The 14,999-nt window shown below is 34.8% G+C and carries 13 protein-coding genes and 2 pseudogenes; 7 read left to right on the forward strand and 8 right to left on the reverse strand.

The genetic code is table 11. The annotated features are described in order from the left end of the window. Positions 1-20: 20 nt before the first annotated feature. Positions 21-1,563: pseudogene (locus ACQ9BO_RS01390) on the reverse strand (glycine--tRNA ligase). A gap of 202 nt (positions 1,564-1,765) precedes the next feature. Here ACQ9BO_RS01390 and ACQ9BO_RS01395 point away from each other — a divergent pair. Both ACQ9BO_RS01395 and ACQ9BO_RS01400 read left to right on the forward strand, forming a co-directional pair. Further along, on the forward strand, positions 1,766-2,086 hold the full coding sequence (locus tag ACQ9BO_RS01395) for a ComF family protein (protein ID WP_431243355.1): 321 nt from the start codon (positions 1,766-1,768) through the stop codon (positions 2,084-2,086). A 23-nt stretch (positions 2,087-2,109) separates the two neighbouring features. Continuing rightward, positions 2,110-2,343, forward strand: coding sequence for a ComF family protein (locus ACQ9BO_RS01400; RefSeq protein ID WP_431243356.1), 234 nt, complete (start codon positions 2,110-2,112; stop codon positions 2,341-2,343). A 139-nt stretch (positions 2,344-2,482) separates the two neighbouring features. Here the strand turns inward: ACQ9BO_RS01400 and ACQ9BO_RS01405 are convergent, their stop codons facing one another. Beyond that, entirely contained in the window at positions 2,483-5,158 is a 2,676-nt protein-coding gene (locus ACQ9BO_RS01405) for a reprolysin-like metallopeptidase (protein WP_431243357.1), read from the reverse strand. A 196-nt stretch (positions 5,159-5,354) separates the two neighbouring features. On the opposite strand from ACQ9BO_RS01405, the gene ACQ9BO_RS01410 reads away from it, so the two are divergent. The 5 genes and pseudogenes from ACQ9BO_RS01410 to ACQ9BO_RS01430 all read left to right on the forward strand — a co-directional run bounded on the left by ACQ9BO_RS01410 (position 5,355) and on the right by ACQ9BO_RS01430 (position 9,757). Continuing rightward, positions 5,355-6,284 (forward strand): bifunctional riboflavin kinase/FAD synthetase, encoded by a 930-nt coding sequence (locus ACQ9BO_RS01410; protein WP_431243358.1) that lies wholly within the window; start codon positions 5,355-5,357, stop codon positions 6,282-6,284. Positions 6,285-6,298: 14 nt separating this feature from the next. After that, on the forward strand, positions 6,299-6,946 hold the full coding sequence (locus ACQ9BO_RS01415) for a hypothetical protein (RefSeq protein ID WP_431243359.1): 648 nt from the start codon (positions 6,299-6,301) through the stop codon (positions 6,944-6,946). 165 nt (positions 6,947-7,111) lie between these two features. After that, positions 7,112-7,549: a hypothetical protein gene (locus ACQ9BO_RS01420; RefSeq protein WP_431243360.1), complete on the forward strand. Its 438-nt coding sequence runs from the start codon at positions 7,112-7,114 to the stop codon at positions 7,547-7,549. A 171-nt stretch (positions 7,550-7,720) separates the two neighbouring features. After that, complete coding sequence (gene bioB / locus ACQ9BO_RS01425) at positions 7,721-8,809, forward strand: biotin synthase BioB (protein WP_144336897.1); 1,089 nt, start codon at positions 7,721-7,723, stop codon at positions 8,807-8,809. Positions 8,810-8,891: 82 nt separating this feature from the next. After that, a pseudogene (locus ACQ9BO_RS01430) lies at positions 8,892-9,757 on the forward strand (cupin-like domain-containing protein). A gap of 72 nt (positions 9,758-9,829) precedes the next feature. On the opposite strand, the gene ACQ9BO_RS01435 reads toward ACQ9BO_RS01430, so the two are convergent. The 6 genes from ACQ9BO_RS01435 to ACQ9BO_RS01460 all read right to left on the reverse strand — a co-directional run bounded on the left by ACQ9BO_RS01435 (position 9,830) and on the right by ACQ9BO_RS01460 (position 14,987). Continuing rightward, complete coding sequence (locus tag ACQ9BO_RS01435) at positions 9,830-10,573, reverse strand: T9SS sorting signal type C domain-containing protein (RefSeq protein WP_431243361.1); 744 nt, start codon at positions 10,571-10,573, stop codon at positions 9,830-9,832. Positions 10,574-10,587: 14 nt separating this feature from the next. Next, entirely contained in the window at positions 10,588-12,003 is a 1,416-nt protein-coding gene (locus tag ACQ9BO_RS01440; RefSeq protein ID WP_431243362.1) for a hypothetical protein, read from the reverse strand. Next, positions 11,885-12,406 (reverse strand): hypothetical protein, encoded by a 522-nt coding sequence (locus ACQ9BO_RS01445; RefSeq protein WP_431243363.1) that lies wholly within the window; start codon positions 12,404-12,406, stop codon positions 11,885-11,887. The genes ACQ9BO_RS01440 and ACQ9BO_RS01445 overlap by 119 nt, the downstream gene beginning before the upstream one ends. Then, positions 12,403-13,020 (reverse strand): hypothetical protein, encoded by a 618-nt coding sequence (locus tag ACQ9BO_RS01450; RefSeq protein ID WP_431243364.1) that lies wholly within the window; start codon positions 13,018-13,020, stop codon positions 12,403-12,405. The genes ACQ9BO_RS01445 and ACQ9BO_RS01450 overlap by 4 nt, the downstream gene beginning before the upstream one ends. A gap of 74 nt (positions 13,021-13,094) precedes the next feature. Further along, positions 13,095-13,475, reverse strand: a complete 381-nt coding sequence (locus ACQ9BO_RS01455) for a hypothetical protein (protein ID WP_431243365.1) — start codon at positions 13,473-13,475, stop codon at positions 13,095-13,097. 771 nt (positions 13,476-14,246) lie between these two features. Beyond that, positions 14,247-14,987 (reverse strand): T9SS sorting signal type C domain-containing protein, encoded by a 741-nt coding sequence (locus tag ACQ9BO_RS01460; protein WP_431243366.1) that lies wholly within the window; start codon positions 14,985-14,987, stop codon positions 14,247-14,249. Between the last annotated feature and the right edge of the window lie 12 nt (positions 14,988-14,999).

Consider the following 14,999-nt stretch of genomic DNA (forward strand, 5'->3'; position numbering starts at 1 on the left):
TATCATGTTAATTGGGAAAATTACATTTTCATCAACCAGTTTTTCATTGAAACCTCGTTTTCAATAATACCTCTTAATTCAGAGATTTTTACACGATCTTGTTTCATTGTATCTCTATGACGAATTGTTACCGTTTCGTCTTCAAGAGTTTGGTGATCTACTGTGATACAGAAAGGCGTTCCAAGAGCATCTTGTCTTCTGTAACGGCGACCCACTGCATCTTTTTCATCATAAGCCACATTGAAATCCCATTTCAAATCTTCAATGATTTTTCTTGAAACTTCTGGCAATCCATCTCTTTTAATTAATGGAAGAACCGTCGCCTTAGTTGGCGCTAAAACTGCTGGCAATTTCAACACCGTTCTAGTCGATCCATCCTCCAAAGCCTCTTCTTGCAACGATGTTGCAAAAACCGCCAAGAACATACGATCAAGACCTACAGACGTTTCTACTACGTATGGCACATAGTTTTCATTCAATTCAGGATCAAAATATTGAAGTTTTCTTCCTGAGTATTCTTCGTGTGCTTTTAAGTCAAAATCGGTACGAGAGTGAATTCCTTCCAATTCTTTGAAACCAAAAGGGAAATTAAATTCAATATCAGCAGCAGACATTTGCATAGTGCGCTAATTTTTCGTGATCGTGGAAACGATAGTTTTCTTTTCCTAATCCTAAAGATAAGTGCCAGTTTAAACGAGTTTGTTTCCAGTGCTCATACCATTTCATTTCTTCTCCTGGACGAACAAAAAATTGCATTTCCATTTGTTCGAATTCACGCATACGGAAAATGAATTGTCTTGCAACAATTTCGTTTCTAAACGCTTTTCCAGTTTGAGCAATTCCAAAAGGAACTTTCATACGACCCGATTTCTGAACATTAAGGAAATTTACGAAAATACCTTGAGCTGTTTCTGGACGTAAATAAAGATCCATTGCATTTTCTGCAGATGCCCCTAATTTTGTTCCAAACATCAAGTTGAATTGTTTTACCTCTGTCCAGTTTTTAGAACCTGTTTCAGGATCAGCGATTTCAAGCTCTTCGATCAAAGCTTTAACATCGGCTAAATCACCAGCGCCCAAAGAACGTCCTAAACGTTCTCTGATTTCTTTTTCTTTAGCCAAATATTCAATTACGCGAGCATTTGTAGTTACAAATTCCTCTTCGTTGAATGCATCGCCAAAACGAGCTTTTGCTTTTTCGATTTCTTTTTTAGCTTTCAGATTGATTTTTTCAGCATAATCTTCAACTAAAACGTCAGCTCTATATCTTTTTTTAGAATCTTTATTATCAATCAAAGGGTCATTAAAAGCATCAACGTGGCCCGAAGCTTTCCAGGTCGTTGGATGCATCAATATTGCCGCGTCTAAACCGACAATATTTTCATTCATTTGAACCATTGATTTCCACCAATATTCACGGATATTCTTTTTTAATTCGACACCATTTTGTGCATAATCATACACTGCACTCAATCCATCGTATACTTCGCTTGACGGAAAAATAAATCCGTACTCTTTTGCGTGCGAAACCACATTCTTAAATAAATCGTCTTGTTTTGCCATAGTGATGCAAAAATATAAAAATCAGTTTTAAAAAAAGAAAAATAATAAAGATTGACAGACTGATTTTGTTATTTTTGTAACCAAATTCTTTCTATTTGTGTTTAATTTCATAATAAATCTATTTTTCCCGAAAGTTTGCAACGGATGTCGTCAAATTTTGCAGACTAATGAGATTGTTTTATGCTCCAAATGCCGTCATGAAATGCCTCTGACACAATATCATTTGGATAAAGAAAATGAAGCTGTAAAAAAGTTTTATGGAAAAGTAGAAATTGAACATGCATCAGCTTTGCTTTATTTTATAAAAAAAGGAATTGTTCAGGAACTCATTCACAATTTAAAATACAAAGGCCACGAAGAAATCGGGACAGTTTTGGGATTTTGGTACGCCGAGGATTTAAAAGAATTAAAACTAAATCATCCGTTTGAAATTATAATTCCTGTACCACTTCATCCAAAAAATTCAAGGAACGCGGTTACAATCAAGTTACAACATTTGCAAAAGCGCTTTCAGAAGGACTAAATCTCACTTTTGATGACCATATTTTGTTCCGAAAAAAATATTCTAAAACACAATCCAAAAAGAATCTTTTAGGAAGAACTGAAAACATCGAAAACATTTTTGATGTCAAATTCTCCGAAGAAAATCACAACAAACATTTTTTAATTGTTGATGATGTTTTGACAACTGGATCAACTCTGGAAGCTTGTTCAAAAGCAGTATTGAAAATTCCGGGAGCAAAAATTAGTATTGTCTGTATGGCGATGGCAAACTCGTAAATCTTAAACTCCAAATTTCAAATTCAAATTCAAATTCAAATTCAAAATTCACAAACTTAACTCAAATAAAAATTCCAAATTCCAATTGAGTAATTCTTCAATTGGAATTTGGAATTTATTTATTGGGATTTTTAGAGCTTTAATTCACAATTATCTTTTTGACAGTTCTTCGGTTTCCGTCAATAACCGTTACCAAATAAACTCCAGCTGAAGTGCCATTTGGCAACTGAATATTTTGATTAAAATTTGAGGTCAAATCGAAAGTTTTTGAGTAAACGGTTTTGCCTAAAATATCATGTACAAATACCTTAACTCCTGTTTCAGCTTGGCTTTCAAACTGAATCGTAAAATTTCCTTTATTCGGATTTGGATAAAGACTAAAATCAATGTTCTCAAAATCCGGCGTTGCCAAAGTATAGGTTTGACTACAAATGTTTATGGAAGCCGAATTTAAAGTCCCAAAATTCCCAACCACAGCATCTCTGACTCTAAAAGTCCACGTTCCCTGCGCATTCTGACCATTAAAAGCACTCAACATATCGACAGGCAAAACAATTTGTTCAGTCGTTGTATTACAATCTAATGCCGCACCTGAATCGTTAAACTGCATTGCTAAAGTAGATTTTGTGGATCCGCAATTTTTATTGAACAATCTAACGACAGTTCCAGCTGGACTAACTATTTGAAGTTCTATATCAGAAAATTTATCGTGCGTTATATTCACAGAAACATCTACATCAGTAACTGTTGCATCAGATGCCGGAACTGTTATTGTTCGAGTAACAAAAGTAGTTGTATTTGGAATGGAAAATGAGTTTCCGAAACTATAGGAATCGCAATTTGCTACCGAAGTATAGCCAACTGCAAACGCCTTGCTATTTATGGCATAAAAAATATTTCCTGTTGGTTCAATCAAAATCCTGCAATTTTTTGACGACGGAACACTTGTTGGCAATACAATAGTTTCGGAACCATCATTTGCTGTATTTGTCGCCAATGTTATCGGAAATGTCAATCCTCCGTCAGTAGATAATTTGATATTTACAGTTGATGAACCTGGAAGTGTATTAGTGTTATTCACATCCCAAGTTACAGTTTCCGACAAACCTTGCCACCAGCTTACATTGTCATTTGTATGAGAAGTCACTGTAAATGGCCCAGCAGTTGAAACTACATTTACAACCATATCGTCAGTATTCGTCTGAGCTGTACCCTGAGCGGCATTATCACGCCCTGTCAAAGTAAAATGTAACGTTCTTGCAATTGATGAAACAGATTCCCATGTCGTGGTGAGTCTATTTTGAAGAACATATTCAAGTTTTGGCATATAACGAACTGTACCACTTGCAGTTGGAATTACCGAACGAAACAAAGGTCCATCTGGTTTTGTTGGATAAGCAATACTGGTGCTTCCGGATGTTGTAGTCGCATTATCATTTTCTTCCCAAGTATAAGTAACCGAATCTCCTTCGGAATCTGAACCGCTTCCTGTTAAGACAAAAGCAGTACCTATTGGAATTGTATAATCATTTCCAGCATTAATCGTTGGCGGATTATTTGTTATGGCAGTATTTACTGGACAGCTTTTTGAAGCCAATGTATTCTGAATCTGTCTGATACTTACATATGCAAAATAATCATCCGAAGTATTTTGAATATCATAATCACCTGTAACTCCCGCATAAGCCATAATAGTAGAACCACTTCCAGGCTCAACATTTACACTTGTTCTTTCTTCAGAATCATACGAAAAAGTATGATTTGCGCCTAATTGATGCCCGAATTCATGTGCTACAAAGTCAATATCAAAAGTATCTCCTTGTGGTTTTGCATCTGAAGGAGATGTGTAAGCACTTCCTTTTCCTAAAGGTATATTTGTTGTTGGATTTGTACACACGCACCCTATACAACCTGCATTTCCTCCGCCACCGGAAGCGCCAAATAAATGTCCAATATCATAATTTGCATTGCCAATTACGTTTGTCAAGGTAGTTTGAACTTCTTGATTCCAAGCACCATCAGCACCTGTTGAGGCATTTGAATACGGATCAGTAGTTGCATCCGTATAAATTACAGCATCATTATTATCAATCAAAACTAATTTTACTGCCAAATCTTTATTGAAAACACCATTTACACGAGTCAATGTTGCGTTCATTCCTGCAAGTGCCTGTGCTTTTGTTCCGCCAAAATATGCCGTATATTCTCCGGTGCAAGAAAGTGCCAAACGAATTGTTTTGAAAACCTTTGCGCTTGATGCTTCTTTCGCGGTTTTCCCCATATTAGTAGTAGCTAAAAGCGCATCATCTGTTTTACAGATCAAGCTTTTTGAAGTCGAAGATTTTTTTGAAAACAAAACATATTCTGTTTTATCATCTGGATTTCCTTCAATAAATTCAGTTGATTTGTCTGAACGAAAAACCATAGTTTGTAAACCTAAAGGCGAAACACTAAAGTGAATTTTAGCCGATTTGTCATCTAAACCGCTTCCTTCGTACGATCTGATTTCTGGATATTTCGCTTGAAGCCCTGGTTCAAAATTTGAAGATTCCCAAACTGTAAAACGTTCTAAAATACCTGAAGAATTTGGAATTGTAATTTCAGCCGTATTGCTTTTTGATCCTTTACCGGTAGCTGAAGCTAATTTTATTTGAAGAAGCTCTGAATTCAATTTATAATATTTATCAGAATCTGAAGCGTTTATTCTTTTGCTTAACGCAGAATTTACGCTTACTTTTTGCCACAAATCATTGTTTTGAGCAGTTAAAACAGCACAGTTAAAAATAAAAAATAAATAGAGTAAATGTTTTTTCATATTTGCGGGCGTTGATCATTCAAAATTAAGTCAATTAAATCAAATTCTTACATATAAACGACATTTAACGTTTTTTAGTCGACGAGTTGGTCAATTTTCACAAAAAGAAACCTCAGCAACCCAAAAAAATCAATTCGGCTTAGTGTCAAATTTAAAATAGATAGTATAAATTTGCGAGCATCTTAAATAATTTGTTTTGAAGCTCTTTCATTCTATAAACGATTTCCATTCGACCAAGAAAACAATTTTAACACTTGGCACCTTTGATGGCGTGCATATTGGTCATAAAAAAATTCTTGAAAGAATTACGCAGAATACCGAAAATGGCAAATATGAAAGTTTAGTACTTACATTTTTTCCGCATCCAAGAATGGTTTTGCAAGAGAAATCAGAAATAAAGCTTTTAAACACAATTGCCGAAAAAACAAAACTTCTTGAAGCAACAGGAATTGAAAATCTGGTAATTCATCCGTTCAATGAAAGTTTTTCAAGATTAACTGCCGAAGAATTTGTTAAATCAATTTTGGTAGATCAATTTCAGATTCAAAAAATAATTATCGGGCATGATCATCGTTTTGGAAGAAACAGAACTGCAAATATTGACAATTTAATTGCCTTTGGTTTGGAATATGGTTTTGAAGTTGAGCAAATTTCGGCTCAAGAAATTCAAGATGTTTCTGTAAGTTCTACAAAAATCAGAAAAGCACTTGATGAAGGAAATATGGCTTTGGCCAATGATTATCTTGGCTATGATTATTTTTTAACGGGAGAAATTGTCAAAGGAAAACAATTAGGAAGAACAATTGGTTTTCCAACTGCAAATATTCAAATTGATGAAGATTATAAATTAATCCCAAAAATTGGTGTTTACGCTGTAAAAGCAATTGTGAATGAAAAAGAAGTTTTTGGAATGATGAATATTGGATTCAATCCTACCGTAAATGGGCAGAAACAAACCATTGAAGTAAATCTTTTTGATTTTGACGCTGATATTTATGGACAAAAAATTGAGGTTTCTCTGCTTCAATATCTTCGTGAAGAGCAAAAATTTGGATCTGTTGATTTATTGAAAGAACAATTAAATCAAGATAAAATAAACGCTCAAGCATTTATTAGCCAACTTTAAAAATCTGCAAGAAGATGTACGATGAATGGTTAGAAACTAAAAAACAATTTAGAACTGGTTTAATAGTTTCCTCGATTATTGTATTTGCATCTCTAATTTTCCCAAGAAATAAGATTAATACTTCGCAAGAAAATTTCGTAAAAGAAACTGTAATTCTAAGTACCAACCCGGTTTTTGATCATGAAAATCATGGAAAAACAAGACGTTATTTCGTAAAATTAAATTTCAAAGGAGATAATCGCGAGTATAGAATTGAAAGTATCGATTATAATTTTTTGCACTACAACAATTTTATTCATAATATTAAATCTGGCGATACATTAGATATTTCCAGAAGTTTTACTAAAATTCACTCTTTATCCAAAAACAATTATGATTATCTCAATTTTGCTAAAGCAGAAACAAATCGTGGATTAGTAATTAATTTCTTTGGATATTTATTCATTCCAATGATTCTGATTTGCATAATAGTGCAATTTTTCAAAAAAAGACCTTATTATACTTTTAACGACAAACGTTATCCTCTTCCGTTTGATATAATTACTATAGTTATTTTTATTACAACGATAATTATACTTGTCTGCTATATGCCCGATTTCCAAATAATTGAAAATGGAAAAATTTATGGTAACGTATACAAAATCGATTCAAAATTTTTGTAAAAACACTAAGAGCATTACTCCAATAATTCAAGATTACCAAGGTTTAAAACTTACAAAGAAATACTTTTTGGTCTTTTTAAATCATCGTAGTTATTTTTTTAGTAAATTTGATATAGAACTCTGTTTTCCAAATATTTACTATTAACTTCTTTAAAAATAACCACTATGAAACTACCTAAAGAAATTACCAACGGTTTTTTGATTTTCATCGGAATAGGCATTTATTTTTTATTGATGAATCTATTGGGTCTAGCAGATTTGTTTTATTTACGTACCCTAAATGTCTTTTTTATCTTTTATGGCGTAAACAGAACGATGCAAATGAACCTGCATGAAGGAGAAACCAATTTTGTGTCGAATGCCGTTTCTGCCATGGCAACTTCAGTAGTTGGTGTGTCAATGAGCGTTTTCGGGTTACTTGTTTACAGCTATGCACGAGGCGGAGATGCCTATGTAAGAACCTTATCTGAGACTTTTATGTTTGGCGGAAACCCTTCTGTTCCAACTTATTGCATTTGTTTACTTTTTGAAGGGATCGCATCTTCAGTCATTGTAACTTTAATGATGATGTTGTATTGGAACAATAAATATGTCGCTGATTAACATTTCAAAATAAATCTCAACATTTAGCACTCTAAAATCATAGAATGATTCATTTTTATGATTTTAGAGTGTTTCTTTTTGAAAATAGCTGTCAAATATTCATTTACAATGCACTTCATTGGTTGATTAGAACAATTTAACTACTTTTGAGACTTCAAAAACAATGTATCAATGAGCATTACAAAACACAATTGGACTAAAGACGAAATAATCGCCATATATAATAAGCCCATAATGGATCTTCTGTATGAAGCGGCAACCATTCACAGGCAAAATCACGATCCGAATGTAGTTCAGGTATCGACTTTATTATCTATCAAAACTGGAGGATGTCCGGAAGACTGTGGTTACTGTCCGCAAGCGGCACGTTACAACACAGGCGTTGAAGGAAATGATTTAATGAGTGTAAGCCAAGTAAAAGCACAAGCTTTGCGTGCTAAATCAAGTGGATCATCTCGCGTTTGTATGGGAGCCGCTTGGAGAAACGTAAAAGATGGTGAAGAATTTGATCAGGTTTTAGAAATGGTTCGTACGATTAACAAACTTGACATGGAAGTTTGCTGTACGCTAGGAATGATTACTGAAAACCAAGCACAACGTTTAGCTGAAGCAGGTTTATATGCTTACAACCACAATTTAGATACTTCTGAAGATTATTATAAAGATGTCATTTCAACACGTGCTTTTGAAGACCGTTTAGAAACCATCGAAAATGTCCGCAAGACGAATGTTACCGTTTGCAGTGGTGGAATTATTGGAATGGGCGAAAGCATCGAAGACAGAGCAGGAATGCTTGTGGCGCTTTCTACTTTAAATCCGCAACCAGAATCAGTGCCAATTAATGCATTAGTTGCTGTTGAAGGTACACCAATGGAAGATGAAAAACCAGTTGAAATCTGGGAAATGATCAGAATGGTAGCTACAACTAGAATTGTAATGCCAGATACTCAAGTTCGTTTGTCAGCAGGAAGAACAAATATGAGCCGTGAAGGGCAAGCAATGTGCTTTTTTGCTGGAGCAAACTCAATTTTTGCAGGCGACAAATTGCTTACAACTCCAAACCCTGATGTTCACGAAGACATGAAAATGTTTGAGCTATTAGGATTAAATCCACAAAAACCTTTTACAAAAGTTTCACAACCAAAAACAGTTGAAGCCGCTGATTCACAATTTGCACCATTGGGCGAAAAACCAAAATGGTCACGACCAGGACATACAATTGAAAGAAATGTTGAACATTCGATTAAATCAAAAATTTAAGTAAAAGAGTTCATCTTTCTCGACAAATATTTTTAAATTGCTTGTAACACAAGAGTTATAAGCAATTTTTTTATTTAATAAGATGAAGTTAAAGCAAATCGAAAGGGTAAAAAAATCTCAAAAGCTGATTTTATTTCCCAATATGTCAAAAAACAAATTCCTGTTGTTATTGAAGAGTTGACCGAAGATTGGCCAGCGTATCACAAATGGAAATTATCCTATATAAAAGAAATCGCAGGCGATATTACAGTACCATTATACGATGACCGGCCTGTTAATTATAAAGATGGCTTTAATGAAGCGCATTTGAAAATGAAAATGAGCGACTACATAGCGCTTTTAGAATCAAAACCTACCAATTACCGCATCTTTCTTTATAATTTTATGAAAGAAGTTCCCGCTTTGAATAATGACTTTAAATGGCCTGAAATTGGCTTAAGATTAGTCAAGCAAATGCCGATGTTGTTTTTTGGGGAGAAAACTCAAAAGTCTTTATGCATTATGACATTGATTATTCTAATATTCTGCATTTTCATTTTCACGGGGAAAAACAGTGCATGATTTTTCCGCCAGATCAAACGAAATATATGTATAAGGTTCCTCACGCCTTGATTTCAAGAGAAGACATTGATTTTGATAATCCAGATTATGAAAAATTTCCAGCTCTAAAAAATGCTGAAGGCTACATTACCAATCTCAAACATGGAGAAATGCTTTATATGCCAGAAGGATATTGGCATTATATGAAATATCTAACACCAGGATTTTCGATGAGTCTGCGTGCGTTTCCTCAAAACATTGGTAATTTATCCAAAGCGAGCATACAATGTATTTATCATGCGTCATTTTGATATTTTGATGCGAAAGCTAAAAGGCCAAAAATGGATTGATTACAAGAATGAAAAAGCACTTAGCGATACCAATGAAAACCTTCGAAAGAGTGCCTAAACAATATTTATTTAGAAATCAAAAAAGCAGTTAAGGTTAAAATCTTTAACTGCTTTTTGATTTCTCTTGTTTTTAAAATGCTACTTTTTTTGTTGTAATATTTCCATTCTCCAAAGTCACTTTCACCAGTAAAACTTGGTTCGCAGAACGGAAATTCAGTATCTGCAATTCTGTTGCATTAATGTTTTTCTTCTCAAAAAGCAATCTTCCTGAAAGATCAAAAACAGCGACTTGACTAATTGCTTCTTTAGTAGATATTACTTTCATGTCATTTGATTTTATCACAACCTTTATGTTATTTTCATCACTGGCAACATCATCAATTCCTAACGTTTTATCAGTATATCGAAGTACGAATCGGTCAGAAAAAGTTCCGATTTCGGTACTAAAAGTATAATTGCCTTTACGTAAATCATGGATCTTATTCAATTTTTTATCTTCTAAATAGATAGATTGTAAAGTCAATTGGCCATCGACATGATGGATCGCAATGGTAAAATCGCCCGCAATAGCCGACCGATAGCCTAAAGGCACTGTATCAGTCGCTTTAAAAGGCAACGCACGTCCCTGAATAACTAAATTTTCTTCGTTATTTATACTATAAAAGTCCAGATACTTATTGGCATCAAAACTTTTTCCATCATACCTTCTATCATTTTCATTTGTCGCTCCCTGTATGTATCCAACAAGCAACTGTTTAAAAATACCATCTGTGTTAGTCATATTAAGCCAGATTCGATTTTTTTCAATATCTGATTGTGCATCGGCTTTTGTAGCTTTATAAAACTGACTATTTTTATCGCCTCCTCTTCGCATGGAGTTTTTAAACACTATAGTTCCAGATTGAGTTGTTCCGGCAAAAAAGCCTGTCCCGCCGCTATGTATCCCTTCGGTTCAGTACTATTATTATCTGGGTCGGGGGAGCCAATTCCAGAAGGTGCCACAGTTCCAACTCCAACGCCTCCACTCAAATTATAACTTGCATAATCATCCCGTGTATATTTATAAGCACCTCCTAAATATGCTAAAGTATTGTGAGTCCAAAAGTATAATGTGCCTTCTAAAATGGAATTGCCATTTATAAAATCATCTGCGCTTAAAGCCGAAGGATAGGGATTACCAACTAAATAAAAATTATCAGTACCTGAAGCTTCACAAGTAAAATCACCATTATTAGGAACACCTTTAAAAACTGCCGCAAAAGGAAATCTGTCAGTACGGGAATACGTCTCTGGTCCTCTAATAATGTAACCTTTTCCTGGTATCATAGTATTGGCTCTTGGAACCTGAACCCATTCTGTTCCATTGTGAGTATAATATTTATCGTATTCTGTCAAGGGCGAAACATCAATTAATTTCATGTCTTTTACAGGAGTAGACCAATAAACATAATCAGATTGTCTAATGGGCAAGGAACGACGTTTATAAGAAATAAATCCTGTATTTAAATTATTGTCCGTGCTTTCTTGTAACAAACTTGCTCCATCAGCAAATGTTAGCGTTCCGTAATTTACATGAATACCTTTAACTACATGTAATGTTTTTCCATGCTGTATGGTGACTGCGGCATCGTTACTTATAGTACACGAACAGGCGTTTATATCTTTTATAAAACCATAATCTTCCTGAAAATCGACTAAATCATCTAACGTTGGTTCTCCGTTTCCGTAAGACCAGTTCGTGCCATTCCATGTATTTGCCTGTATAATTATTTCATCTGAATAGGTTATAGTACAGTTATTATCAATGGCAAATTTATATTTACCGAGTGCCAATCCAGAAATAGTTATTGTATTTCCCGAATAAGCATGATTAGTAACTGTAGTTCCATCAAACTGTAGCAAATTTCCTGATCCGGATAATCCATCCAAAACGACACTTCCTGTTGGAATAGCGCAAGTTGGGCGCGTATAACTCACTAGATTCGGAGCAGGCGGATTTACATCCACATCAATTCTAGTTTCTATTGCAAATTCTTCCGAGCAATTTCCATTTTTCACTACAGCACGATAACTTGTACTTGTTGCCAATACTCCCGGTTGATAGGTTACTCCAGTATGGGCAATTGGGCGCCATACGTAAGGTATAGCTTCAGCATATTCCCATCTGATAATACTACCGGTATAATTATTTAATGTTAATAAAGGACTTGGACTTCCCTGACAAATATGAAGTCCTCCATTTACAACTCCCGATACTGTTTTTGTTACTGTGGTTGTATTGCTTGCGTCTGCAAGTGTCTGCACAACTGTTTGAAGAATATCTAACTAAAACTGTTTTATTTCCTGTAGTCAGCCATTGTAACGTAACCGTGTTGCTGGTCGATGATGTTCCGCCTGAAATGATGTTATAATCTACTCCAGCTGTTCCTGGAACGGTCCATACGTAATTTGATTGTCCAGATTGAGTCGTGTAACTTACATTTACATTAGCACACACAGCAGTTCCTGGCTGTACAGAAAAAGTAGGAACTGGAATCGGATTAACGGTCACTGTTGTCGCCACTGAAGCTATTGAAGCACAAACACCATTTTGCACCACTGCTCTAAATTGAGTTGTTTGAGTTAAAAGCCCTGAAGTATATGTTGTTCCGGTATTTGATATTGGAGTCCATACCGAAAATGGACTAACTGAATATTCCCAATTCAAAACGGTTCCTGAATTACCCCCAAAGTTAATACACCGCTAGGAGAACCACTGCAAATTGAAGTTCCGCCAGTTACAGTTCCACCAATGGATGGGGAAGAAATAACAATATCGGCGGTAATATTTGCTGTTATGTCTGCAAAACAAGCTCCCGATGTCAATTTAGTAATTTTAATACTCCGAGTACCTGCAACATTAAAACCAGATAATACAAAACTACCAGTACCTGCAGTAGATACATTCATTGTAGCCGTTAATCCATTACTCACTGGATTAGTAAGGTTATAGGTGACGTCATAGACGCCAACAGGCAACGATGCCTGAGAACCACTAAGTGAGATCGTTGTATTTCCTGACGTAGTACATCCAGCAGAAGCTGAGACCCCTGTAATATTATAGGTTGGACAAGTATAACTCACAATCATTTTACCGGCTCCTCCTGTTCCTCCGTCTTGGGGACTACCTAATAAGGAATTCATCGCGCCACTTCCGCCACCACCTGGAGCAACGCCTACTTTACCAGGACCATTACCTATTAACAGACTTTCTACGCTAGCTCCGCCTGCACCGCCACCTGTACCACCGCCTTTTCCTCCTGCACCTGAAATTTGTAACAAACCTAAGGCACCACTATAACCTGGGCCACCATCACCACCAGAAATTTTAGTAATTGAACCAAAGGACTCAGTATCTAAACCACCCTTTCCCCAGCCGGAGCAGTTCCAGTATTTGCTATGCCACTTTTTCCACCTGCCGCAAAAAGAATTGTTTCAAAAGAAGTTATTGTTGTATTTCCGCCAGAAGCTCCAATTTCTGGAATTCCAGCTACTTTTATCTGAAGAGTATTTCCAGGAATAACTGTTATTAGTCCGTTAACATAGGCGCCACCACCGCCACCGCTACCGCTTCGACTATTAGCTACCCCTGAACCGCTCGCTCCTCCACCCGAGCCTCCTGCGCCCCAAGCCTCAACATTCATTGTAAGAACTCCAGCAGGAACATACAAAGAACCGTTTGAATTATAGGTATGTGGTGGCTGTGCCCATAAAAAATTAGAGAAGATAAAAAACAAACAGCATACTTGCCTATTTACCCAAAGAGATCGTTTTTGCTGTTTAGAATAAAATGAAATCGAAAGTTGAAAAAAAGCAGTGATTTAAGTAAAAAGTTTTCCATACTGTGGCATTTTAGAAAATTAAAAAAAGATTCTAGCTGATATCAGAATGATGTCCAATTTTTAATACCTCAAAACCGAGTCACCATATAACAAATTAGGTATACAGACGCATCTATCGAATTTCGAAAACAAGAACCATTGGATCGTGTTTTCAAAACGAGGTAAATAATTAATCGTCCGAATTTTGGCAAATAAAAAACTTGATTAGTTTTCTGCAGAAGTCACTAAAAATTGTATTACAACGGGCTTTTATGTTGTTTATCGAATCAAAACAACAACAAGGTACGATTTTATTTACATTGTTTAAAAATTTTAACTTATAAATCAAGACTTTAACATTTTGATTTCGTCATTTTTTTCAAATCGTTTAAACAATGAAGTGTGTGTTAAAAAAGGATTTTCATATAAAAAACATAGAAAAATCAATTCTAAAAATCGAATGGATTTGAAACAGTAAAAGGTTACATTTTTCAGAAAATCACTTTTGAAGTGAATAGATTAATGTTATTTCAGTAAAAATTGATTTTAGAGTTTTGGGTTAAATTTTGAGCTTCATAAGAAAAAAATTGCAAAAAAAACGTCAGACAAAGTCAGAATCAAGAAAAAATTTTAAAAAAATCCTTTTAAAAAGATTAAACGGATTTCATCTTTAAAACAAAGTTTCTCTCAAAAAATCACCGTTTTTGCAATCGAATCACCATTTTCTAAAATGATTTTAACAAATAGAATTTGATTGGTGACATTCAAATTTTCAATAGATAAATTAGATGATTTAACTTTGGCTTTTTTATAAATGTTTTTTCCAGACAAATCAAAAACGGAGGCCTCTTTGATAATTTCATTTTTAGCTTCAATATGAATTTGTCTGTTTCGACTATATATCAAAATTCCATTTTGAACATCTTGAAAATTATCAACATCCAATTCCTTATCAACATATTTTAACTCAAAACGATCATCAAAAGTTCCTTTTTCCGTTTTGAAAAAATAAGGAGCCTTTTTTAAATTGTGTATTATTTTAAGTTTTCTATCTTCAATATAGATATCTGAATCTACAAACTGATTATCCGAACGATCAATACTGATACTGAATTCGCCTTCAATAACTGAACTATATCCAAGCAAAATAGAATCCGTTTGCTCAAATGGTAGGCCACGGGCTTGTATAACCATTTTTTTATCCTCAGTAATGCTATAAAAATCTACAAACTGGTTTCCATTAAAGGATTCAGCATCATAATCATCATCGTATGAATTTGTCGCTCCTGTCATGTAACCCACTAAGATTTGCTTAAAAACCCCTTCTTCATTTTTTAAGTCGAGCCAAATCCTTCGCTTTTCAATAGCACTTTTAGCACTTTCATGACTTTTACTTGGTTTAAAAAAGGTCGTGTTCCGCTGTGGCATTCTCATACTGTT

The sequence above is a fragment of the Flavobacterium sp. P21 genome (assembly GCF_050632225.1).
In the GTDB taxonomy this organism is placed as follows: domain Bacteria; phylum Bacteroidota; class Bacteroidia; order Flavobacteriales; family Flavobacteriaceae; genus Flavobacterium.

Bases quoted from the DNA above. Each gene is read 5' to 3' on its own strand.
- ACQ9BO_RS01460 (WP_431243366.1), bottom strand. From the start codon at position 14,987: ATGCCACAGCGGAACACGACCTTTTTTAAACCAAGTAAAAGTCATGAA.
- ACQ9BO_RS01405 (WP_431243357.1), bottom strand. From the start codon at position 5,158: ATGAAAAAACATTTACTCTATTTATTTTTTATTTTTAACTGTGCTGTT.
- bioB (WP_144336897.1), top strand. From the start codon at position 7,721: ATGAGCATTACAAAACACAATTGGACTAAAGACGAAATAATCGCCATA.
- ACQ9BO_RS01435 (WP_431243361.1), bottom strand. From the start codon at position 10,573: ATGCGAAGAGGAGGCGATAAAAATAGTCAGTTTTATAAAGCTACAAAA.
- ACQ9BO_RS01420 (WP_431243360.1), top strand. From the start codon at position 7,112: ATGAAACTACCTAAAGAAATTACCAACGGTTTTTTGATTTTCATCGGA.
- ACQ9BO_RS01395 (WP_431243355.1), top strand. From the start codon at position 1,766: ATGCCTCTGACACAATATCATTTGGATAAAGAAAATGAAGCTGTAAAA.
- ACQ9BO_RS01415 (WP_431243359.1), top strand. From the start codon at position 6,299: ATGTACGATGAATGGTTAGAAACTAAAAAACAATTTAGAACTGGTTTA.